Annotated in this window: 15 protein-coding genes; 6 read left to right on the plus strand and 9 right to left on the minus strand. The window is 69.6% G+C overall.

All coding sequences use genetic code 11. The annotated features are described in order from the left end of the window. Positions 1-4: 4 nt before the first annotated feature. From SYV04_RS06330 to SYV04_RS06355, 6 genes are all read right to left on the minus strand, one after another. The gene (locus SYV04_RS06330) at positions 5-3,187 is read right to left on the minus strand and encodes an efflux RND transporter permease subunit (RefSeq protein ID WP_321544712.1); all 3,183 of its coding nucleotides are present in this window, start codon (positions 3,185-3,187) and stop codon (positions 5-7) included. A gap of 42 nt (positions 3,188-3,229) precedes the next feature. Beyond that, positions 3,230-4,414 (minus strand): efflux RND transporter periplasmic adaptor subunit, encoded by a 1,185-nt coding sequence (locus SYV04_RS06335; RefSeq protein WP_321544713.1) that lies wholly within the window; start codon positions 4,412-4,414, stop codon positions 3,230-3,232. 163 nt (positions 4,415-4,577) lie between these two features. Then, positions 4,578-5,525 carry an ADYC domain-containing protein gene (locus SYV04_RS06340; RefSeq protein WP_321544714.1) on the minus strand — a complete coding sequence of 316 codons (948 nt, stop codon included), beginning with the start codon at positions 5,523-5,525 and terminating at the stop codon, positions 4,578-4,580. Positions 5,526-5,724: 199 nt separating this feature from the next. Next, positions 5,725-9,537, minus strand: coding sequence for a bifunctional serine/threonine-protein kinase/formylglycine-generating enzyme family protein (locus SYV04_RS06345; RefSeq protein ID WP_321544715.1), 3,813 nt, complete (start codon positions 9,535-9,537; stop codon positions 5,725-5,727). Between the two features lie 68 nt (positions 9,538-9,605). Beyond that, positions 9,606-10,070 carry a response regulator gene (locus tag SYV04_RS06350; protein WP_321544716.1) on the minus strand — a complete coding sequence of 155 codons (465 nt, stop codon included), beginning with the start codon at positions 10,068-10,070 and terminating at the stop codon, positions 9,606-9,608. 196 nt (positions 10,071-10,266) lie between these two features. Then, a complete protein-coding gene (locus SYV04_RS06355; protein ID WP_321544717.1) occupies positions 10,267-11,964 on the minus strand; it encodes a carboxypeptidase-like regulatory domain-containing protein in 1,698 nt (565 codons plus the stop codon). 204 nt (positions 11,965-12,168) lie between these two features. On the opposite strand from SYV04_RS06355, the gene SYV04_RS06360 reads away from it, so the two are divergent. The 6 genes from SYV04_RS06360 (at position 12,169) to SYV04_RS06385 (ending at position 18,586) form a co-directional block, all read left to right on the plus strand. Continuing rightward, a complete protein-coding gene (locus SYV04_RS06360; protein WP_321544718.1) occupies positions 12,169-12,624 on the plus strand; it encodes an HIT family protein in 456 nt (151 codons plus the stop codon). A 93-nt stretch (positions 12,625-12,717) separates the two neighbouring features. Next, positions 12,718-15,603: a TonB-dependent receptor domain-containing protein gene (locus SYV04_RS06365; RefSeq protein ID WP_321544719.1), complete on the plus strand. Its 2,886-nt coding sequence runs from the start codon at positions 12,718-12,720 to the stop codon at positions 15,601-15,603. After that, positions 15,604-16,113: an NUDIX hydrolase gene (locus SYV04_RS06370; RefSeq protein WP_321544720.1), complete on the plus strand. Its 510-nt coding sequence runs from the start codon at positions 15,604-15,606 to the stop codon at positions 16,111-16,113. Next, positions 16,106-16,558 carry a GNAT family N-acetyltransferase gene (locus SYV04_RS06375; RefSeq protein WP_321544721.1) on the plus strand — a complete coding sequence of 151 codons (453 nt, stop codon included), beginning with the start codon at positions 16,106-16,108 and terminating at the stop codon, positions 16,556-16,558. Before SYV04_RS06370 ends, SYV04_RS06375 begins: the two co-directional genes overlap by 8 nt. Next, positions 16,555-17,346: a WecB/TagA/CpsF family glycosyltransferase gene (locus SYV04_RS06380; protein WP_321544722.1), complete on the plus strand. Its 792-nt coding sequence runs from the start codon at positions 16,555-16,557 to the stop codon at positions 17,344-17,346. The genes SYV04_RS06375 and SYV04_RS06380 overlap by 4 nt, the downstream gene beginning before the upstream one ends. A 115-nt stretch (positions 17,347-17,461) precedes the next feature. Beyond that, positions 17,462-18,586, plus strand: coding sequence for an acyltransferase family protein (locus tag SYV04_RS06385; protein ID WP_321544723.1), 1,125 nt, complete (start codon positions 17,462-17,464; stop codon positions 18,584-18,586). On the opposite strand, the gene SYV04_RS06390 is transcribed toward SYV04_RS06385, so the two are convergent. From SYV04_RS06390 to SYV04_RS06400, 3 genes are read right to left on the minus strand one after another with little or no spacing between them, the layout of a single operon-like run. Further along, positions 18,501-21,242: a glycoside hydrolase family 44 protein gene (locus SYV04_RS06390; RefSeq protein ID WP_321544724.1), complete on the minus strand. Its 2,742-nt coding sequence runs from the start codon at positions 21,240-21,242 to the stop codon at positions 18,501-18,503. The two genes, SYV04_RS06385 and SYV04_RS06390, sit on opposite strands and share 86 nt — an antisense overlap. Further along, the gene (gene epsD, locus SYV04_RS06395; protein ID WP_321544725.1) at positions 21,239-22,342 is read right to left on the minus strand and encodes an exopolysaccharide biosynthesis glycosyltransferase EpsD; all 1,104 of its coding nucleotides are present in this window, start codon (positions 22,340-22,342) and stop codon (positions 21,239-21,241) included. The genes SYV04_RS06390 and epsD overlap by 4 nt, the downstream gene beginning before the upstream one ends. Further along, positions 22,339-22,959 (minus strand): hypothetical protein, encoded by a 621-nt coding sequence (locus SYV04_RS06400; protein ID WP_321544726.1) that lies wholly within the window; start codon positions 22,957-22,959, stop codon positions 22,339-22,341. Before SYV04_RS06400 ends, epsD begins: the two co-directional genes overlap by 4 nt. Positions 22,960-23,034: the final 75 nt, after the last annotated feature.

The following is a 23,034-nucleotide window of genomic DNA, read 5'->3' on the forward strand; positions in this document are numbered from 1 at the left end:
CCCCTTACTCCTGCCGGGCCTGAGGCACCGGGCGGGGCTCACCGCCTCCACCATGGGTCGGGCCCGACGTGCCCCGCCCGGACAAGCGCCGGAAGAAGCCGAAGAGCCTCGAGCGCGTGTTGGCGAGGATCTCGTAGATCGTCGGAATCACCAGCAGCGTCAGGAAGGTCGAGGTGATGACGCCGCCAATCACCGCGCGGCCCAGCGGCGCGCGGAAGTCCGCGCCCTCGCCGCGGCCCAGCGCCACCGGCACCATGCCGGCGATAAGCGCCAGCGTCGTCATCATGATGGGCCGCAGACGGATGCGCCCCGCCTCGATGAGCGCGTCGCGCAGCGGCATCCCCTTCTCGTGGGACCACTTGGCGAAGTCGATGAGCAAGATGGCGTTCTTGGCCACGATGCCCATGAGCAGGATGACGCCAATAAGGCTCATGATGTTCAGCGTGTCGCCGGTGATGAGCAGCGCCAGCACCACGCCGATGAGCGACAGCGGCAGCGAGACGAGGATGGCGATCGGATCCAGGAACGAGCCGAACTGCATCACCAGGATGAGGTACATCAGCACCACAGCGATGATCAGCGCTGTCAGCACGCGAGTGAACACCTCCTCCGTGTCCGCCGCTTCTCCACCCTGCGAGAGCACATAGCCCGCCGGCAGCTGCGTCTTCGCCAGCCGCGCCGTCACATCATTGAGCACCTCCGACAGCGAGCGCCCCTGCACGTTCGCCTGGATGTTGACGACCTTCTCACGGTTGAGGTGGTTGATCTGCGCGGGGCCCACCGTCTCGCGGATGTCCGCTACCTGTCCGAGGGGCAGCACCACCGGCGCGCCGTTCGGGCCTCCGGGGAGCACGATTGGCAGCTGCGCGAGATCGCTCGGGCTCCTGCGGGCCTCGGGTGCCAGCCGGACCATCACGTCGCGCGTCTCACCCGTGGGGTCCACCCAGTCGCCCGAGTCCAGGCCCGCGAAGGCCGGCCGCAGCGACAGCGCCACCTGCCCCACCGTCACCCCCAGCTGCCCCGCCAGCCCGCGCCGCAGCTCCACCTCCAGCTCTGGCTTCTGCCCGCGCGTGGACAGGCCCACGTCCACCGCGCCCGGCACCTTCTCCACCTCGTGCATCATCTTCTCGGCCAGGCTGTTGAGCGTATTGGCGTCCGGCCCGCGCAGCTCGAGCTGGATGGACTTGAACGCCCCGCCGAAGCCGCTGGTGAAGACGGACACCTTCGCCCCACCCACCTTCGTCACCTCGCCGCGCATGATGTGGCCCAGCGCGTCCTGGCTCAGCTCGCGCGTGTCCTTGGGCTTCAGCCGCACGTACACCAGCGCCTGGTCCACGCCCGGCGAGCGCAGCGGCAGCGGCGTGCCGATGGAGGAGTACGTATAGGCCACCTCCGGGTGTGCGGAGATGATGCGAGATACCTCCTCCACCTTGCGCCGCGTGTACTCCAGGTTGGAGCTGGGAGGCGTCTCCACCAGCACTTCCATCTCGCTGTTGTCGCTCACCGGCACGAAGCCCGCGCCGCCGTACATGCCCTGCAGCATCAGCGCGCCCACGAACGAGCCGACCGCCAGCAGCACCATGGCGATCCGGTGGTCCAGCGCCCAGGCGATGACGCGCTTGTAGTTGTCCGCCTGCCGGTCGAACCAATTGTTGAAGCGCGAGAGCGCCCGCGAGATGAGGCCCCGCCGCGCCCCATGCTCCACCTGGGGGTCGGCCCAGTACGCCGAGAGCATCGGGTCCAGCGAGAAGCTCACGAAGAGCGACACCAGCACCGCGCACGCGATGGTGAGGGCGAACGGCTTGAACCACTGCCCGGCCACCCCGTACATGAAGGCGATGGGGACGAACACCGCCACGATGGAGAAGGTGGTGGCCGCCACCGCCAGGCCAATCTCGCTGGTGCCCTCGCGAGAGGCCGTCAGGTGGTCCTTTCCCATCTCGATGTGGCGCACGATGTTCTCGCGCACCACGATGGCGTCATCGATGAGGATGCCGATGGCCAGCGACAGGCCCAGCAGCGACATGGTGTTGAGGGTGAAGCCGAACGCCCACACGCTGATGAAGGCCGCCAGCACGCTCACCGGCAGGGCCAGGCCCGTAATCACCGTGGAGCGCCACGAGTTGAGGAACAGGAACACCACCAGCACCGTGAGGATGGCGCCCTCCACGAGCGCCTCCTGCACGTTGAGCACCGCGGCCGCCACGCGCGTGCCGGCGTCGCGGACGATCTCCAGCCGCGCGCCCGCGGGCAGCTTGGGCTCCAGCGCCTTCACCCGCTCGCGGATCTTGTCCGCCACATCCGTGGTGCTGTAGCCCTTGGACTTCAGCACGTCGATGCCCACCGCCTGCTTGCCGTTGAAGAGCGACAGCGTGCGCGGCTCCTCCGTGCCATCCCGCACCTCGGCCACCTGTCCCAGCCGGATGGATTGGCCCCCGCGCTGGGCGATGACGACGTTGGTGAAGTCCAGGGGGCTCTCCAGCCGGCCCTTGAGGCGGATGGTCTGCTCCTCCAGCGCCTCGGTGATGCGGCCCACCGGCGCGGCGAGGTTCTGGAACTGGAGCGCCTGCACCACCTCCGCCACCGAGAGCCCCGCCGCCTGGAGCGCCGCCGGCTTGAGCTCCACCGTCAGCTCGCGCTCGATGCCGCCCACCACCGTCACCTGCGCCACGCCGGAGATGGAGCGCAGCTCGCGCACCACCATCGGGTCCGCGATGCGCGTGAGCGTCGTGGCCGGCAGCGTGTCGGACGTCAGCGTCAGCGAGAGGATGGGAATGTCCGCCGGGTCGAACCGCGAGAGGATGGGCTCCTCCATCTCCTGCGGCAGGTCCGCGCGCTTGGTGGAGATGGCGTCCCGGATGTCCTGCGTGGCCTGCTGCACGTCCTTCTCGAAGTCGAAGAAGACGGTGAACTGGGCCAGGCCGTCGATGGCGCTCGAGGTCGTCTTGGTGCCATCCACGCCGCTGATGCTGAAGATGGCGTCCTCGATGGGCTCGACGATCTCCCGCTCCACCACGTCGGGTGAGGCGCCCGGGTAGATGATGGTGACGGCGACGACGGGCTGCTGGACGTCGGGGAACTCGTCGGTCTGCAGGTTGGCGAGGGCCACGAGACCGAAGATGACCAGCGCCACCATCGAGGTGATGGTGACGATGGGGCGTGAGATGGCGAAGTCGGAGATGAACACGGCGTCTCCCGAAGAAAGGGCGTGGGCGAGCGGAAAGCGGCTTCAGCGCGGCGTGGGTGGGGTGAGGCCCTGCGTCGGCTGCGCCGGTTGCGCCGGGGCCTGCGCCACCTCCACGCGCGTGCCCTCGGCCAGCTCACGCGCCGAGCCCATCACCACCACGTCCCCCGCCTGGAGGCCGGAGCGGACCTCCACGCGCTGCGCCACATCGTCGCGCAGGCCCAGCTCCACCTGTGCGCGCTCCACCTTGCCGTCCTTCACCCGCAGCACCGTGGGCGAGGCCGTGCGCAGGTCCACCGCGCCCACCGGCACCGAGAGCGCCTCGCGAGACTCCGAGGCCACGCGCCCTTGGGCGAACAGCCCGGCCAGCAGCGACTGCTCGACGTTCGGAATGGCGACGTAGATGCGTACCTGCCCGGTGGTCGGATCCACCACCGGGTTGACGCGCTCGATCTTCCCCGTGAAGCCCTGGTCCCCGTAGCCCGAGACGCGGAAGTCCACGGGAGTGCCGGCCTGGAGCTTGCCAGCGTGCTCGGCGGGGACGGCCGCCTCCAGCCGCAGGCTCGTGGGGTCCACCACGGTGACCAGCGGAGTGCCCGGGGCGATGACGTCGCCCGCGTTCGCCTGGCGCTCGCTCACCGCGCCGTCGAAGGGAGCGCTGATGCGGGTGCGGGCGAGCTGCTCCTGCGAGAGCGCCAGGCGCGCCTGGGCCTCGGAGAGCTGAGCCTCGGCCTGCTCGCGCGCCAGCTTCACCCGATCGAAGTCCCGCTGGGTGATGACGCCCGCCTGGGCCAGCTTCCCGTTGCGCTCCTCCTCGGCCTTGGACACCTGGAGCGCGTTCTCCGCGACCCGCGCCGCGGAGCGCGCGGCGATGAGCTGATCCTGCAGGGTGGCGTCGTCGATGCGAGCCAGCAGCTCGCCGCGCTTGACCGCTTGGCCCTGCTCCACCTTCATCTCCAACAGGGCGCCGCCGACCTCGGCGCGCAGGGTGGCCGCGCGGCGCGCCTGCAGGGAGCCGGAGATGACCGGGCCACTCTCCAGCTTGCGCACCTCCGCGCGCGTCACGTTCTCCGCGCTCAGCGCCACCGGCGCCTCGGCCTGCGGCGCGGCGGGGGCCTCTGCCTTCTGGCCGTCGCAGCCCACCATGGCGGCCACCAACGCCCCCAGCAGAATGCCCGTCCGGTAGCACTTCCCGGAGGCATCAGGCCTCCCTCCCGGAACCTGTCGCATGGACCCTGTCTCCCTGTCTGGAGCGGTTTGGCCTACCCGCCAGGGTGCCCTCCTAGGCGGATTTGGCCGGAAGGGCAACAGCAGGAACGCAGGAAGCCGCTCCCAAGCGCACAGTTCGTGCGCCCGAGAGCGGCGGGCCAGCGGCCTTGTCAGGCCTGTCGGACTACGGCTGGGCCGGCGGAGTCTCGCTGATGAGGAGCGCGCCCGAGGAGAAGTTCGTGCCGCAGTCGTTCACCACCATGCCCGAGCCGCACTGGATGGGCGAGGTGGCGCGCGTCTTCGAGGTAACGCAGCTGGCACCGTTGCTCGTCCACTCGGCCTCGGCCACCCAGGACTCCGAATCCACCTGCACGTTCATCGAGTCGTAGAGGTTCACCCAGTTGCCATCCACCGTATAGGAGGTGCCATCGCCGCAGAAGTCCGCGCGCACCATGCGGGTGCAGGCCTGGTGGTGCCCCTCCAGGCTGGTGCCGCCCAGCGAGCGCCAGGGGGCGTAGCCGAAGCGCACGCACTTGGCGAGCGCCGCGCCCTCGCACGCGAAGGTGAAGGCGCTCGCGTCGTAGATCTTCGAGCCGCCGCCCTCCACGCCCTGGCGGTAGTCCCAGCGGTTCTCCAGGGCGATGGCCTTGGCGGGCGAGCCATCGGCGTTGGTGCAGATGGGGTACCAGTAGCCGTCGGCCGGATCCTGGTACGAGACCCCGTAGCTCCAGATGTCCTGATCGGCGCCCTGGCCCTGAGTCGCGCTGTCGACCCGCAGCGCCACCGTCTGGCCGTTGTCGAGCTCACCGGTGAAGCGAACCTTCAGGAAATCCAGCCCGGACAGCTCCTCGGTGTCGCTCAGGCCGTGCAGCACCGAGCCCTCCAGCCACACCGAGTCCATCGGCGTGCTCATGCCCTCGCGCTTGGCGCCGTCATACCGCACCGCAACGAGCATCCGGTTGAGGAACGAGCCGTTCATGTTCCGGCCGTTCATATTCCGACCATTGGGCGAGGCCAGCTTCGCCACCGCCGTATCCATCGAAGGGGTGGACTCCACCTGAGGCTGCGACACGCCACACCCCACCGCCACCCAGGCAGCAACCGCTGCCCCCACCACGTGCTTAGCACCCATTGGAACCTCCCCAGCCATCCGTGACCGCAGGGCCACGGTGTGTACTGGGCTCCAGAGGGACAAGCGGCGCCGAAACACGCAGGCACTTGCACCGTCCACCGGAGGGCACTCGACTGTCCCGAAAGGACAATGAGCTCTCCTGCTCAGTTGAGAAGCGAGCAGTGTGCCGCACGAATCCTGGGATGGACCCAGGGGCCGATCAGCGTCGAGGCTCGGGCAGCTCGGCGCACACGCGCAAACCGAGCGTCGGGTCTCTCATTCCCGGCTCGGGAAGTTCGCGGTTGGAGGATCGGGCGGTGGTGGCCGCGAAGTAGTAGCTGCCTCCCCGCACCACCTGCTTGCCGGGCTCCAGCCAGGAGTGTGTCCATTCCCAGACGTTGCCCGCCATGTCATCCACGCCAAACGGGCTGCGCGAAGCGGGGTGGCTGCCGACTTCGTCCGGGCCGAACCCCCCGGCCTGCTTTCCGTAGGTGTGATCGAAGTTGGCGTCGTCCGGCCGGAGCTTGTCTCCGTGGGGGTACTCGCGCCCGTCAGCGCCGCGCGCGGCACGCTCCCACTCCAGTTCCGTACACAGACGAGCCCCCGGCACCGCGCCACCTGTCCGACCCAGCCAGTCCGTATAGGCCTTGGCGCTCTCGAAGGTGATGCCGGACACGGGCATGCGCAGCCAGTCCTGCGCGACGCGTCGGTCCCGCTTGGCGTAGCGCAGCTTCTCTCCGGCGCGCACCGTATAGGTGATGGTGCTGGGCTGCATCGTCAGCTGCCAGGCACCGCTCACCTGCTCCAGCTTCACCAGCGAGCCCAGGTTGGGCGTGTGCTTGGCGCGCTGGTCGGCGGGCAGCGCCTCCAAGAAGGCGATCCAGTCGGCGTACGTCGTCTCGTGGCGGGCGATGAGGAAGCCGCCGGTCTCCACCTCATGGAGCGGGACGGCGTTGAAGAAGTCCCGGACGCTGGCCTCGGCGGCGCTTCCGAAGAGCAGCGGCCCTGGAGGTATGTAGACGAAGTCCTCCGGCAGCGAGCCCGCGCGCGGCAGCGGCAGCTTGAGCTGAAGCTGCTCTCCGCGCGACAGCTTGATCGGCAGGGAGGCGGGCTCACGCCCCGGAGCGAGGACCGTCAGCCGATAGTCTCCTGGCTGCACGGGCACCTCCTTCCAGGGGCCCGCGGCTGCCGGCAACGGATCGGACAGCACCTCGTGGCCCTCGGCGTCGCGAGACACCTGGCGCAGCTCCACCGTGGCCTCGGGCACGTCCGCTTCCACGGTGAGGAGCGCTGGGACGTTCCACCGCTTCCAGCGATGCGCGCCGACATCATGGAGCTGGAGCCGCTGCAGCAGCGCCGGGAGCATGAGCGCCTCTCCCTCCTGTTCGGCCAGGAGGGCCCGCTCATAGAGGTAGTCCGCCAGCGCGGAGCGGACATCCTGGCGCCCCGGCGCGAGCACCAGCGCGCGCTCGAGCCGATCCGCCACGTGGTCGAAGCTCTGGCGCACCTGCATGCTCCGGGCGGCCGCGTGCGTCCAGGCCTTGTCTCCCTGCTCCTTGCCGCCGGAGTCGTAGAGCCGGAAGGCCTCCGTGCGCTCGGCGGTCAGCGCCTCGCGCTCCTTCCGGGCCTGATCGAGCACTCGGGTGGCTTCGGCGAGGTGTGCCTGGACGTCCTGCTCCACCTTCAGCCGCTCTCGCAGCCGGCCACCGCCATATACGAGGGCCAGCAGCCCCAGGAAGCCCGCGGCCAGCGCGCGGCGCATGCGGCGGCTGCGCACCACCGTGCGGCGCGAGGCCTCCAGGAAGTCCTGCTCGCGGCGCGTCAGCTCGCCCGGATCCAGCACGGCCGTCTCGGCCAGCTGTCGCGTTCCCCAGAGGACGTCCCGGGCATGCCCCAGCCGCTCCCAGTGGGCGGCCGCCGCCTCGAGCCGGGCCTGCACCTCGCGGCGCTCGGAGGCCTCCGCCAGCCAGCGCGCCAGGGTCTTCCAGCCCGTGACGAGCGCCTCGTGCGCCACTTCATAGGAGGTGCCCTCTTCCGCCTCCCGGGCCACCAGCAGGCGCGCGCGCACCAGCGCCTCCAGCGCGGCGCGGTAGCGCGGGTCCTCTCCCACGAGCTCCCGGTCCGTCTTGCGGGCGCGCGTGCCGTCGGCGGTGATGAGGCGCAGAAGTACCCCGCGCGCGGCCACGCGCTGATCTGGCAGCAGGCTGTCCACCGCCGCGTCCGCGTGTCGCGCCAGCGCTCCGGCAACGCCGCCCAGCCCATCCAGCGCCGCCTGGGTAATCACACCGGAGGCCGTGTCCCGCGCCTCCCACAGCTCGGCCAGGGCGAACTGGAGCAGCGGCAGTCCGCCCTCGGTGGTGGAGGTGGAGGCCACCAGCGTGTCCACCAGCGCCTCGGTCTCGAAGCGCCCGCCCTTGACGCGCGCCGGGCCGACGATGGCCTCGCGCATCTCCTCGGGCGTGAGGGCCCGCAGCAGGTACAGCGCGCGCGGAACCTCGCCACCCAGGCCGGGCACCGCCGTGAGTCGCGTGAGGAAGTCGCTGCGCCCGGTGGCCAGCAGCCTCACGCCGGTGACACCTTCGGCCAGCTCGCCCAGGGCACTGCCCGCCTGCGCCGCTTCCTCGGCGCTGGCGAGCGTCACCAATTCCTCGAGCTGGTCCATGTAGACCAACAGCCCTTCGCTCGCGCCCAGCTTGGCGCGCAGCCGTCGCGCCAGACCCGAGGGCTCCGTGCGCAGCAGCTCGGCCAGCGCCTCCTCCTCCATCTCCAGCACGGGGGCCAGCGCGGCGGCGAGCGCGGCCACGGGGCGGCGGCCGGGCACCAGCCGCACGCTGCGCCAGGTGCGTCCGTCCTCCAACGCCCCGTCAGCGATGATGGGGATGACACCGGCGAGGCACAGCGAGGACTTGCCCACGCCCGAGTCGCCGGTGATGAGCAGGAAGGGTTCGCCCTTGAGGCGCTCCAGCACCGCGCGCTGCTCGCGCCGTCGGCCGAAGAAGAGGGCCCGGTGCTCCGCCTCGAAGGCCTGGAGGCCGCGGTAGGGATTGCCCTCGGGGATGGCGCCCGAGGCGCTCTCGTCCCGGCCCAGTTGCTCCAGGGCATCCAGCAGGGCCGCGGCGGACGCGTAGCGCTCGGAGGCCTCGCGCAGCAGACAGCGATCGATGACGGCGGCCAGGCCCGCGTCCACTCCTGGCGCGGCCTCCGCCAGGGGCTTGGCGTCGCGCGAGCGCACCATCTCGGACAGCTCGCGCCAGGGCACGTCGCGGAAGGGGCCCTTGCCCGCGCACAGCTCGTAGAGGATGACGCCCAGCGAGTACACGTCGCTGCGGGTGGTCAGCTCCTCGCCGGCCCACGCCTCGGGAGACATGTAATAGGGCGTGCCCACCAGCGAGCCCCGGGGCAACGAGGGCAGGAAGACACCATCCAGCGAGCGGGCGCCGAAGCCGGGGCTCGCGTCCGGGTCCAGCTCCGCAGGCAGCTCCGGCGGCGTGGGAGGCCGAACGGGGCCGGGCTGAGTTCCCGTGGCCGCGGCGGTCGGGTCGAGCAGCTTGGCGAGCCCGAAGTCGAGCAGCTTCACCTCGCCGCTCTCGGTGAGCACGGCGTTGCCGGGCTTGATGTCGCGGTGGAGCACGCCGCGCCGGTGCGCCGCGCTCAGGCCGCGCGCCAGGTCCTTGCCGATGGACAGCGCCCGCTCCGAGGGCACGGGCTTGGCGAGCCGGTCCAGGCTCACGCCACGGATGAACTCGGAGATGAGGTAGGGCTGATCCTCCAGCTGGCCCACGCGGTAGAGGGTGACGACGTTGGGGTGCTGGATGCGAGCGGCGGCGCGGGCCTCGACGAGGAAGCGCGCCAGGGCGTTGGGTCCCAGGGCGGGGATGAACTTCACCGCCACGGGGCGCTCGAGCAGCGTGTCGTGGGCCAGATACACCCGTCCCGTGCGTCCGCGGCCGATGAGCCGTATCAGACGATACTCGTCGAACTCCTGAGGAGGAGTCCACGTCTCGGGCGGCGTCGAGGAGGCGGGAGAGGCCACGTGAGGTGCCTACGCGCCCGGACCTCGGCAATCAAGCCTTCCCGGGAGCGGATGGGCGAGCAGGAGAGCTAGGGTTTGCCCTTCGCCTTGCTCGGCTTGAGCATGCCGCGGATCTTGTTCTCGAGGTCTTGCGGCAGACACGGCTTGGCGACGAACTCGTCGGCTCCGGCCTCCTTGGCGTGGTTCTCGCTGCCGGCGAGCACATGCCCGCTGAGCGCCATCACGGGGATGTCGCGGGTGCGCGAGTCCTGCTTGATGAGGCGGGTGGCCTCCCAGCCATCCATGACGGGCAGGGAGAGGTCCATGAGGATGATGTCGGGCGAGGCCTCCTGGGCCTTCTCGACGGCCTCGGCGCCATTGCGCGCGGTCTCCACCTGGAAGCCAGCGAACTCCAGGTACTCGGCATACATCTCCCGGGCATCATCGAAGTCGTCCACGACGAGCACGCGCTTCTTCGAGCCGTTGGGCTCGGCGCTTGCAGCGAGCTCGGCGAGTTCGGCGAGTGGCAGGACTTTCTTGGCCGACTGACTCATGGCGCGGGGTTCTCCAACAGCTGGGGATCAGTGCCGGGCCATTTTATACACGGTCTTGCCCAGGCGCCCCTTCCCCCCTGGACTCCAGGCGTGCACCAGAGCGCGAAAAGAGTGTCTGGAAAACGACACCGCCCCCTCGGATCAGACTCCGAGAGGGCGGCGACACTGCCTCTAAGCTGAAATCAAGACACCTACATCACGGCGTCGCCACGGGCACCGCGATCGGCGTGATGGTCGAGCCGTTGACGGTGATGTCGGCCGTCTGCGAGACACCCCAGCCCGACTCGTAGGCATCCACCGTCGGATCCAGGGCGGCGAACGCGATGAACATGGGGAAGTTGGAGGTGGGGTTGAGCGACGTGTAGGGCACGGTCGTCGTCCCGTTGGAGTAATTACCCGTGTACCGGAAGCGGAAGCGGGTCGTGTAGCCCGACGCGGCGAAGTTGAACACCGGCCGCTCCGCCGGGGTCCGGGTGGCGATGGGCGCCAGCGGCTCGGCGGACACGAGCGGGAAGCCCGAGTTCGGGCTGAGGGTCTTGCCCGTCAACGGGTTGCGCTCGCCCACAGCGTCACCAATGGTGTTGCTGTTGTTGAGGTCCGCGTGGAAGTACACGACTGCGAACTGCGTGCCGACACGCGCCTTCATCACCTGGTTGAAGTTGACGTAGACGTCCTCACCGCCGCCCGCGGTCACGCTCGAGTCGATGGTCCCGTTGTTGGTGTTGTTCGCCTCCTGGAACCGGACGCTCTCGACGCTGATGGGCTGGGGACTGGCAACATCTCCGCCAAAGAAGGAGATGGTATCGGACGAGAAGCTGTCACCATTCAGCGAAACGGCACGGTAGTAGAGGTTGTACTCCTTGCCCGGCAGAACGCTCTGCGGGCTGAGCGTCAGGACCGTCCCGCCGTTCGTCACCGCCTTGTTGATGGGCAGGCTCTCCTTGCCGTACTCGTCGGTCAGCCCCACGACGACCGAGTTGGTCTGCACGGGCTGGTTGAAGACGATGTAGACGCTCTCGCCCGTCTTGAGCATGTTGTACTGCGGCACGGTCGAGCCACCCCGGAGCACCGCGAGGTTGCTGTGCTCGACCGCGAGAGCCTCGACCGGGTCGTAGGTGAAGGCCAGGCTCAGCGGCTTGGCGTTGGCGCCCGTGAGCAGGCCCGAGCCCGAGTAGGACACCGTGCGGCCATTGGACTCGAGGATGCCGTCGCCATTGGCGTCATGCGCGTAGACGATCAGCTTGTAGACCGCCGACGTGGTGATGCGGTCGATCTCGGCCGGGGGCGGCACGTTGTTGAAGGTCACGATGCCCTGGTTGTCCGCGGTCGCCTCGGCCACCACCGTGCTCGAGGTCGAGTCCGTCGGCCCGAAGAGCACAGTGCCCGCCGACTCCACCTGCAGCGTCGCCCGGACGCCCTCGGCCGGACGGCCCGTCGGAGAGATCAGCGTGAACTTCACCGTGCCGTTGCTCTCGCTCAGCACCACGGGGCCAAAGCTGGCGTTGCCGTCGTTGATGGGGATGTTGCCCGCCTCGACCGGCACGCGGCCCACCGCGCGCAGCGGCGCGTAGCCGTCCTTGGCGAAGGTCAGCAGCACCTGGGCGCCGCCCGGAATGTCCTTGAACGCGAAGTTGCCCTCGGCGTCCGTCTGCGCCACCTTCGTGGCCAGATCGCTGCCGATCGTCATCGAGACGTTGGCGCCCGCCAGCGGCTTGTGCTGCGTCGTCAGCACCTGGCCCGACACGGTGCCCTTCGGCTTGGCCGGCACCACCACCGACACGTTGTCCGGCGTCTGAACCCCGTCGGCGATGCCATCACCGTTCGCGTCCACAGGGTCATCGCCGCAGCCGAAAGCCAGGAGCGGTACGACTGCAGCCATTACCAGCTTCTTCATCTTCCCCACCTTTAAGTTTTTCTGAAGCGTCAGCGCCGCGACACACGGCGGCGTGTGGACACTCTCCGACTCACCCCCTTGACGTCAAGGTGGTGCCGCTCCGAATAACCCAAGGCGTCCCCTCGGCTGGATCAGCCTGACTTGGATGCCTGCCCTGGATCATCCCTGGATCAGCCTGGACCGTTCCACTGGTACGGTTCTCCTATGTCCGACGTGAATGAGCCGTGCCTGGGCTGTGCCATCGTCCGCGGTGACACCCGCCCGGTGGGAGGAGTCCTCGCTCGACTGCCTGGGCTGGTGCTCCATGGCGTCGCCGGGCCCAGTCCCGTGCGGGGCTGGGTGGTCATCTCCAGCGAGCGGCACGCGCGTGCCCTCTATGATCTGGACGAGCCAACGGCGCGTGAGCTGGGCGCCCTCGCCGCCCGGGTGATGCGCGCCCAGCGCGAGGTGCTCGGCGCCGAGCATGCCTACGCCTTCGCCATCGGCGATGTGCTGCGCCACTGTCACCTGCACCTGGTACCGCGCTTCGCCGACACCCCTCGCCACCTCTGGGGCCGAGCCGTCTTCGAGGCCACTCCCGCCGAGCACCTCCCCGCCGAGGAGCTGGAGGCCGCCGCCCGCACCCTCGCCGCCGCGCTGGCGATGCCCCCCGCTCCCTAACCCCGCCTGCCTGCCTGGACCCGCTCGGAGGCGATTTTCGCGAGCCGGCCCGTGGACCTCTCCCCTTCAGGTGGGGAGAATGTCGTAGCCCCCATGACATCGCTTCGCCCCGGTCTGCTCATCCTGTCGCTGCTGCTTGCTCCCTGCCTCGCGCTGGCCAACAACACCGCGGATGAGGCGGATGTCGCCTTCGAGCTGGGCAACGAGGCCTACGCCAAGGGCAACTACAACGAGGCCCTGCGCTCCTACTTCAACAGCTACCGCCTGGTGCCCAACCGCAACGTCCTCTTCAACATCGCCCGCTGCTACGAGGCCCAGAACCGCTTCAACGAGGCCTACCGCTACTACAACGACCTGGCCAGCGAGGCGCTGCCGGACGAGGACGCTGTCGAGATTCGCCGCTCGCTGGAGCGGCTCCGCCCCAAGGTCGCCCTCGTCCGCGTCACCACCACCCCCGAGGGCGCCGAGGTCTACATCGACCGCATCGACCTGGGCAGCCGAGGACGCTCGCCCCAGACGCTCGCGCTGTCGCCCGGCCGCCACAAAGTCATGGTGAAGAAGCAGGGCTACCGCCCCGCCGAGGCCAGCGTCACCTTGTCTCGCGGCAAATCCATGCCGCAGGACTTCGACTTGACCCTCATCACCGGCACCGTGGAGCTCACGGGAACCCCCGCCGGCGCCGAAGTGCGCACCTCCCCGGATGGGCCCGTCCTGGCCCAGGTGCCTGGAAAACTCGCCCTGACTCCTGGCCAGCACGTGCTCCACGTACGCGCCCCTGGCCACGCCACCGCGCAGCTCGTGGTGGAGGTGCCCGCCGATGGCAGCGTCAACGCCCAGGTGGCGCTCGGGCCCCAGGCCAGGCCCACCGGCCGCCTCGTCGTCACCGCCAACCGCGACAACGCCTCCGTGCGCGTGGACGGCAAGCCCGCTGGCTTCACCCCCACCGTCGTCACCCTCCCCGAGGGCGACCACGTCCTCGAGGTGGAAAGCCTCGAGGTGCGCCCCCTGCGCCGCACGGTGAAGGTGGTGGCCGAGCAGGAAGTCAAAGTCCACGCCGAGCTGCGTTATGTCCCTCCGCCCGTGCGCGCCGCGTCCAAGGGCCTGACGGCCGTGGACGAGGCCCCCGCCTCCACCACCGTGCTTACCCAGGAGGAGCTGCGCTCCTTCGGCTGGCGGACGCTCGCCGAGGCGCTATCCGGCGTGCGCGGCTTCTTCCTCTCCGATGACCGCAACTACACGTACGTGGGCGTGCGCGGCTTCTCCCCGCCGGGAGATCTCAACAACCGCATCCTCATCCTCTGGGATGGCCACTCGATGAATGACGTGTGGGCCGGCCAGGGTTACGCGGCGCATGATCTCTCCGTGGACCTGGAGGAAGTCGAACGCATCGAGGTGGTGCGCGGCCCTGGCAGCGCGCTGTATGGCACCGGCGCCTTCTTCGCCGTCATCAACGTGGTGCCTCGCGACTCACTGGGCACCCAGCGGAATGTGGAGGTGACGGGCACGGTGGGCGCGCTGGGGGCCGCGGGCATCCACGCCGCCGGCGCGTGGGAGGACGGCGAGGACCGCTCCGTGCTGGTGTCGCTCGCGACGATGCATGCCTCGGGCGCCGACATCACCCTGCTGGGGGCCGCCGCGCCAGGAGAAGAGGACACCTTGGTGCAGGGCCTGGACGGCGAGCGCGCCATCGGCGGCTCCCTGCGCGCGCGCTTCGGCCACCTCACGCTCATGGCCCAGCTCCACAGCCGCGTGAAGGAGATCCCCACCGGCCCGTTCGACACCGTCGTCAACGTCCAGGGCACCCAGGTGCAGGACGTGCGCGGCTTCGCCGAGGCGCGCTACGAGCGCCCCCTCAACGAGCGCGTCAGCCTCTCGCTGCGCGGCGCCTTCGACCTGAGCCGCTACCGGGGCTATTGGATGTACGAGGAGGACGGAAGCGACACGCTGCGCCGAGACACCGACGCCGGCCGGGCCGACTGGCTCTCGGCCGAGGCGCGCGTGCTGCTCTCTCTCACCGAGACCAACCGCCTCACGGTGGGCCTGGAGGGCCAGGGCCAGGTCCGCGTGGAGCAGGAGAGCTTCGGCGGAGGCGGAGAGCCGCTGCCCACCAAGACGCGCACGCTGCTGTCGCTCTACCTGATGGACGAGTGGCGCCTCCACCCGAAGGTGAGCGTGTCCGCCGGCCTGCGCGTGGACAAGTACCTGGACCTGGACGCGCTGCCCATCACCCCGCGCCTGGCCGTCATCGGGCGACCGTATTCCAACGGCCTGACCAAGCTCGTCGCCGGCCGCGCCTTCCGCGCGCCCACAGTCTACGAGCTGTTCTACGACGACCGACTCCTCACCCAGCGCCCCGCGGAGGAGCTGGACCCGGAGACCATCTCCACCTTCGAGCTGGAGCACTCGCACGACCTGACGGACGAGCTGCGCTTCACCGTCGCCGGCTACCACAACCGCATCTCCAACCTCATCACCCTGGAGGTCGACGAGCTGGCCACGCCCATGTGCGGCACGCCGCAGGGCAGCGTGCAATGCATCGTCTTCAAGAACAGCCGCAACGAGACGCTCGCCTGGGGCGCCGAGGCGGGCGTTCATTGGCAGCCCGGACGCTACCTGCTGGTGGACCTGAGCTACTCCTACGTCAGCCTGCGCCACGCCTCGGACGAGGTGAAGGCCGCCCGGCCCGCCCACCTCATCTCCGGGCGCGCGCTGCTGCCGCTGGGAGATGGCCAGGTGCGCCTGGCCTCCCAGGCCACCTACCAGAGCGCTCGCGGCGCCGGCGTCGGCGGACCCGAGAACGGCGAGGCGGTGCTGCTGAGCCTCGGCGTCTCGGGAGAGCTCTCCCGCTTCCACTACTTCGCCGGCGTGCAGAACCTGCTCGATGAGCGCTACGTGCTGCCCGTGAGCGCGGAGACCTCCAAGGCCGCGGTGCCGCAGTACGGCCGCACCTTCACGTTGCAGCTCTCGGGCTCCTACTGAATGCGGCCCGAGACCGACAACCGCTCCGCGGCGCGCCAGGTGACCGACGCCCTCACGCGCGTGGCCTACCGGGGCGCCTACTCGCTGGCCATGGCGTACTGGTTCGTGCGCCGCCCGGCCACCCAGGGTGTCTTCGTCGCCGTGTGGTGCGGCCAACGGGTGCTGCTCCTGCAGAACTCCTACAAGCGCCTCTTCAGCATGCCCGGCGGCGGAGCCCACCCGGGCGAGTCCCACGTGCAGACCGGCACGCGCGAGCTCCGCGAGGAGGTGGGCCTCTCCGTGGAGGCCGCCTCCCTGCGCCCCGCCTTCGACGTAGAAGACCGGGGAGAGTTCAAGCGCGACCACGTCTACTTCCTGGAGCTGGAGGTGAAGCACGAGCCTCCGCTCTCCATCGACCACCGCGAGGTGGTGTGGGCCGACTTCATCGACCTGGAGGCCGCGCTCCGGCTGCCCCTGGCCCCCACCCTCCGTGCCTACCTCACCCACCGCCTCGAACAGACCCATGGATGACACCGAGCTGCTCTTCATCCACCCCGAGCACCCCCTCTATCCCGAGGAGCTGGAGCTGCGCTTCCGCGTGCTGCGCGAGCCGCTCGGCTTCCCGCGCTCCGCGGTGGCCTTCCCCTTCGAGGCCAACAGCCTCCACCTCGTGGCGCGCCAGTCTGGCGCCGTGGTCGGCTGCGTCCTCTTCAACCCCGAGGATGCCCACGGTGGCCGCCTCTTCCAGATGGCCGTCACCCCGACGCTCCAGGGCCAGGGACTGGGCGCGCGCCTCGTCACCGCCCTGGAGGCGGAGCTTCAGCGGCGAGGCTTCACACACGTACACCTCCACGCGCGCGCTCCCGTCGTCCCCTTCTACGAGCGCCTCGGCTATGCGGTCTACGGTGAGCCCTTCACCGAGGTGAACATCCCCCACCGCCATATGCGCAAGTCACTCAGGAGTGCGGAGGCATGACGGCTACTTCCCCGGACCGCACGCTGGCCCAGCGCACCCAGGACTTCCTGGCGCTGCACGAGCGCATCCAGAGCATCGATGACGAGCCCGCGGCGCAGGCGCTCCTCGAGGCGCTGCAGCGCCCTTCGCGCCCGTACATCGTCTCCTTCGTCAACGCGCACGCCGCCAACCTGGGGTGGAACACGCCCTCCATGCTGGAGAGCCTGCTGCGCTCGGACCTGCTGCTGCGCGACGGCATCGGCGTCAAGCTGGGCATGAAGGCCTTCGGCCGTGAGCCGGGCCTGAACATGAACGGCACGGACTTCATCCCCAAGATTGCCCGCGCCTACCAAGGTCGACGCGCTGCGTTGTTCGGCACCCGCTCACCCTGGCTCGACACCGCCCGCCAGAAGCTGGAGGCCGAGGGCCTCGTGGTGGTGGCCTGCCATGATGGTTTCTCACCGCCCGAGAAATACCTGGAGCTGGCCGCCGAGACGAAGCCGGAGCTCATCCTGCTCGCCATGGGCATGCCCAAGCAGGAGGACATCGCGGTGAAGCTGCGGGAGCGGCTCTCCCACCCGGTGCTCATCGTCAACGGGGGTGCCATCCTGGACTTCCTGGGGGGCAAGGTGACGCGCGCCCCCGAGCTCATGCGCAACACGGGCCTGGAGTGGGTGTACCGCCTTTACCTGGAGCCCAAGCGCCTGGCCAGCCGCTATCTGCTCGGCATCCCGGTGTTCTTTTCCCATGTGGCGGTCACTCGCCTGGCTGGTCCACGAGCCTCCGAGGGTGGCGAGAAGTCTCCGTGACTCTGTGAGAATATCGGCCGGGCGACACCCTCACCCCCGTCCTCTCCCCGCTGGGAGAGGGGTGTCACGCGGGCCTCTTGTGGCCCGAGGGAAATTACGCGTTCCTGGCACCCGAATGGATACCGCTCGCGCTCACCAGGAGTTCCAGCGCACCCGCTTCTTCCCTGGGCTCGATGGGCTGCGCTGCCTGAGCATCGTGCTCGTGGTGGCCTACCACGTCTCCGGCATGCACTCGGGCTTCCTCGGCCGGGGCTACCTGGGCGTCGCCCTCTTCTTCGCCATCAGCGGCTTCCTCATCACCACGCTGCTGCTGCGTGAGCAGGACTCGCACGGGCAGATCTCCCTGGGCCGCTTCTACGCCCGGCGCTCGCTGCGCATCTTCCCGCTCTATTACGCGGTGCTCGGCATCTACGTGGTGCTGGTGCTCTTCACCGAGAAGGGAGTGCAGGAGAAGACCGAGTTCTTCACCAACCTGCCGGCCTTCCTCACGTACACCTCCAACTGGTTCGTCCCGTTGGTGCCCGACAAGCGCATCATCTTCTACTTCGCCTGGTCGCTCGCCACCGAGGAGCAGTTCTACCTGCTGTGGCCCGGCGTCATGCGCATGGCCCGCCGGGGCGGTGCCGTAGTCTTCATGGCGGGGCTGCTCGCCATCTCGCTGTGGGCGCCCTGGGCCGTGGAGACGGGGCGGCTCGATGACTCACTGTTGTGGGTGCGCATCCTCGCCAGCTTCGCCCCACCCATCTGCATGGGGTGCCTGGCGGCCTACGCGGTCCACACGCGCCAGGGCTTCGCGTGGGTGTACCGCGTGCTCGGCCACACGTGGGTGCCGCCGGCGGCGCTGGCCCTGGTGCTGGCCGCCGTGGCGACGGACGGCGTGCCCTTCGGGCTCACCTCGCTGCTGATGACGGCGCTGGTCGTCTCCTGCTGCATCAGCACCAAGCACCCGCTCATGCCGGTGCTCACCTTCTCGTGGATCCGCTACGTGGGCACGGTCAGCTACGGCGTGTACCTGCTGCACATGCTCGCCCTGAACCTGGTGCGGCGGCTGGTGCCTGGGCAGGGCATGGCCGTCTACCTGCCGCTGACGCTGGGGCTCAGCGTGCTGCTGGCGGGCCTGAGCTACCGCTACTTCGAGAGCTGGTTCCTGCGCCTCAAGGACCGCCTGGGCGCCGGCCCCGCACCTGCCCCCCGGGAGTCCCCGTCCCCGGCGGCTCCAGCATCAAGTCCAGCACCGTGATGGAGTAGGGCGGCAGCCGCGCATCCATGGCCGCCGCGCTCAACCGGGGCGCCTTCTGCTCGCTGAAGCCCTGGGGCTCACCCGTATACGTCCACACCCGCGCGCTCTTGAGCACCCCGCAGCCCTTGAGCTCTACCCGTGCGTCGCGGGCCGTCTCCGGCTGCAGGTTGAGGGCGATGGCCACCACGTGCCGCTTGTCCTCGCTGCGCGAGGCGAACAGCGAGGTGCCCTCGGGAGCGCTCGCCGGCACATAGGTGTCCAGGAAGCGCCCGCCCTGCCCGTCGAAGTTGCGGTAGGCCCGGAAGGCCCACCAGGTGGGGCTCTTCGCCGGTGGGTAGGTGAAGTGGTAGGCCGCCGTGAGCCCACCTTCCGCGAAGCGCCCCAGCGCCTCGGCCTGCGCCAGCCCGCCGCTCATGTGCTTCGTGGCGCCGAAGTTGTACTCGCCGATGGCCAGACCCCGCCCCGGGTAGTTCTCCGACACCATCTTCTTGAGCCGGGGGATGAGCCGCACCGGCTCGTCGATCCACGACTCGTCCTTGTAGTTCGGATCCCACAGCGCGCGCGTGGAGCGGATGCGCCGCGCCGATGCGTCCGCGTCCGTCCGCCCGCCCTCCTCGAAGCCGATGCCCTCGCCCTGCGGATAGAAATGCACGTCCACCACATCGAGGATGCGCACCCCCGTCTTCTTCTCGTGCTCGCGCAGCTTGCGCAGGTACCAGGGCAGCAACGGGATGTTGCCGTGCGCCTTGCGGTCCGCGTCCGGCGAGGCCCCCGGCGCCACGTCCGCCGCCGAGCGGAAGTAGCCCGTCCAGCCCCACTCCGTGGGCCCGGCGATGACAGCCTCGGGGTCCGCCTTCCGCACCGCGGTGCCATAGGAAATGGTGCGCTCGAGCAGCTCGTCGTAGGTGGTGGGCTCCGGGTGTACGTCCCGATGCGTCGAGTTCCACAGCATCGGCTCGTTATCGAGGAAGTACATGTGGACGCTGCGCCCGCGCGTCTTGTCCTTCTGCTGGATGGTGCGCACCCACTCGGCGATGAACTCCGGCGGGGCCGCCACGCTCGTCTGCGTGGGCATGGGTGACGGCAGCTTGCGGCCTCCGGAGGCAATGCCGTTGCCCGCCTCCGGCATCTCCGGCGCCACCTTCTCCTGCGCGCCGAGCTTCGACACCGGGAAGCTCACCGAAGTCGTGTCCTTGGCCACCCAGCCGAGTATCGGCAGCGTGAGCGCCGACTGGAGGCCGTGGGCCCGGTTCGCCATGAGGAACTCCTCATAGGTGAACTTCGCGTCGTCCCCCGGCGCGGTGTTGCGGTAGTACCAGTCGTTGCCCGTGTTCCACGCGTTGAGCTTCCAGTTGTAGCGGCTCGTGGGGTTGCCGCCCCAGCGGCGCACCGTGGCGCCCATGTCCCACTGGTGGCTGTCCTTGCGCTCGCGCAGGGCGTTGAAGGCGGTGCCGTAGATGAGCGGGCTGATGAAGTGGCCCGGCGCCGTGCAGTCCACCAACAGGCCCGCCGGCTGCGGCGGCCCCACCGCCACGCGCGCCCCACCCATCGACAGCGCGCCCACTACCGCCGCGTTCGTCCCGGTGAAGCCGATCCGGTCCATCTCCACCCAGTCGTTGCCCACGCGCTTGTGCGCCCGGAAGATGACGCGGTCGAAGGGCTTCATCCCCGGGTTGAGCTCCGCCAGCGGCACCAGCACCTGGACCCAGTCCTCCTGCCGGTTCACCACGTGCTGGGAGCCCACCCGCACCCGGGGAAACACGTTGGCGTCCTCGGAGTCGACCCGCACCTCCAGGAACTCGCCGTAGCCGGAAGGTGCGCGGTAGCGCAGCGCCAGCCCGCCAAAGGTGCCCTGCAGCGGCTCTTTGCGGCGCAGCATCCACCCGCCCAGGTCCGCCATCATCACCCGCGCCGGCCCGGGCCCCTCGACTTCTCGCTCCGTCCAGCCTCCCGCCTCCCAGCCCGCCTTGGCCCCACCCTCGTAGGCCACCTCCACCACCTCCAGCGAGCCGCTCGGCGCCTCCTCGGACATCTGCGCGCCCTGCGAGGTAAGCCCCAGCTTGTCCAGCTCCACCCAGTCGTTGCCCACGCGCTTGTGGGCCCGCAGGATGATGCGGTTGAAGGACTTCGCGTTCGGGTTCAGCTCGCTCATGGGAATGAGCAGCTGCGTCCACTCCCCGTCCTGCCCCGCCACGTGCTTGGAGGCCACCTTCACCCGGGGAAACACGTTGGCGTCCTCGGAGTCGAGCCGCACCTCCAGGAACTCGCCGAAGCCGGAAGGGGCCTTGAAGCGCATCGCCAGGGCGCCGAAAGAGCCATGCACCGACTCCTTGTGCTTGAGCATCCACCCGCCCAGGTCCGCCATCATCACCCGCGCTGGGCCGGGGCCCTTCACCTCGCGCTCGGACCAGCCGGCGTCCTCCCAGCTTCCCTGGAAGCCACCGTCATACGCGGCCTCCTCCAGCTCCACGGTGAGGCTCGGCTTGGGCGCGGAAGTGCTCCCGGAGCCCGACGAGGGAGCGGAAGAGCGAGGCGAGTCCTGGCAGGCCACCAGCAGCGCGGCACACGTCGCCAGCAAGGCCGTGTACAGCCCCTGGCGCCCTGCCCAGCTTCCGGTCAGGCCCGGCGTGCGGTGCCCTCCGGCTTCGTGCCTCATGGCTCTCCGTTCGAGTCCTTCCGCGACGGCTCTTGGGACGCAGCTCCCGCCCGCGCGGAGGCCTGCCGATAACGCGCGATGCGCCGGGCCACTTCCCGCCACGAGCCCGCCTCGGCCCGCGCCCCGCGCAGGTATTCCATCGTGTAGGCCACCGAGGTGCTCTTGAACGCCACCCCCGCCAGCCCCAGCCGGTCGGCCATCCGCGCCGCGCCCATCAGCGCCTCGGTCACCGGCTTGGTCGGCCCCGGCAACATCACCGCCGTGGCCAGCAGCGGCCGCGCCAGCGCGTTCATCTCGAAGAGCATCCGCCACGGATCCACCTGCGGCACGTCCGAGTGACGCTCCGACAGCCGCGAGTCCATGATGCCGTAGCGGTGCGCCCGCGCCAGCCACTTCTCGAAGCTGGTGTGGTCCGAGCCGTGGAGCACGTACGAGTCATTGCAGAAGCGCACGCGGCAGCCGGACTTCTCCAGGCGGATGCCCAGCTCGATGTCCTCCGACTGCTTCAGGTTCGGATCGAAGCCGCCCACCGCCACGTAGTCCTCGCGGCGGAACGAGACGTTGCCCGTGTAGAGGTTCCACCCGTGGGCGCCCTCTTCGTTCAGTCGCCGCGCCAGCCGGTCGTGCAGGTACGCGTACCAGCGCTCGAACAGCGGCATGTCGTCGATGGCCGGATCCGAATCAATGCGCCCCAGCACCACATGGCGCGAGCCGTCCGGGTGCTGCTCCAGGTGCCGCTGCACGAAGTCCTCGGGCACCTGCATGTCGTCGTCGGTGATGATGACGACATCGCCGCGCGAGGCCAGCACGCCCCGGTGCCGCGCCGCCGCCGCGCCCGCGTTCTTCTGCGTCTCCACGCGCAAGGCGTAGGGCAGCTCCTTGGCCAGCTCGCGCAAGGGGCCTTCCGCCGGCTCCTTGGAGCCGTCGTCCACCACCATCACTTCGTAGTCACTGGGAGGCAGCGTCTGGCGCGCGAGCTGCCGCAGCAGCCGAGGCAACAGGGTCAGCCGGTTGTACGTGGCCATCACCACGCTCACCCGAGGCCGCTGCGCTTCGGTCCGCGGCGGCGCGTTGGCGCCGGCCGAGGGTCCGTCGCTCACTTCTTGCTCCCCACCCGTTGCTGCAGCGTCACGCTGCCCAGGAAGCGCGCCTTGCCAATCATCTCCAGCGTGTGCTTGGCGGCGGAGAACTGCGTGGAGCCCAGCGGCACGCACAACAGCGCGCGCTCGGCGGCCAGCGCCACCTCGAGCCCCACCGGATTGGTGATGACCGAGTCGATGCAGGTGACGACCATGCCGCCCTGCTCGACGATTCCGCGGATGTCACGCACTAGCCGCGAGCCGGCGCCCGGAGGCAGCCCCTGCGCGTCGATGAGGCGGATGGGCCGCTCGCGGTACTGGCTGCCCACGGTGACGATGGCGCGCCCGGCGTCCAGACCCGAAGCTCCCGGCTGCGCGGGCACCACCACCAGCGAGGACCACTTCTCGCGCTGGGTGAGCAGCGTCCACAGGTGCAGCAGCTCGTTGGGAATCGGCTCCGCGGGAGCGGGAACGACTTCGTTCTGAACAGGGAGCTCTTCGGGCGCCAGGGGAATCGGCGTCGGAGTGCCCCTCACCACGGACCAGGGGCGTGGACGCGCCGCGTTGGGCTTGGGCGCATTGCCGTCGCCCCCCCGCGGAGGTCCTCCACCGCCCGGATTGTCCGTCGGCTCGTACATAGAGAGCCCCAGTCTACTCATTTTCCGGTCGCTGCCCAGTGTGGCAACAGGATCATGTGTGCGCTCATGGCTACT

Source organism: Hyalangium ruber (genome assembly GCF_034259325.1).
GTDB lineage: Bacteria > Myxococcota > Myxococcia > Myxococcales > Myxococcaceae > Hyalangium_A > Hyalangium_A rubrum.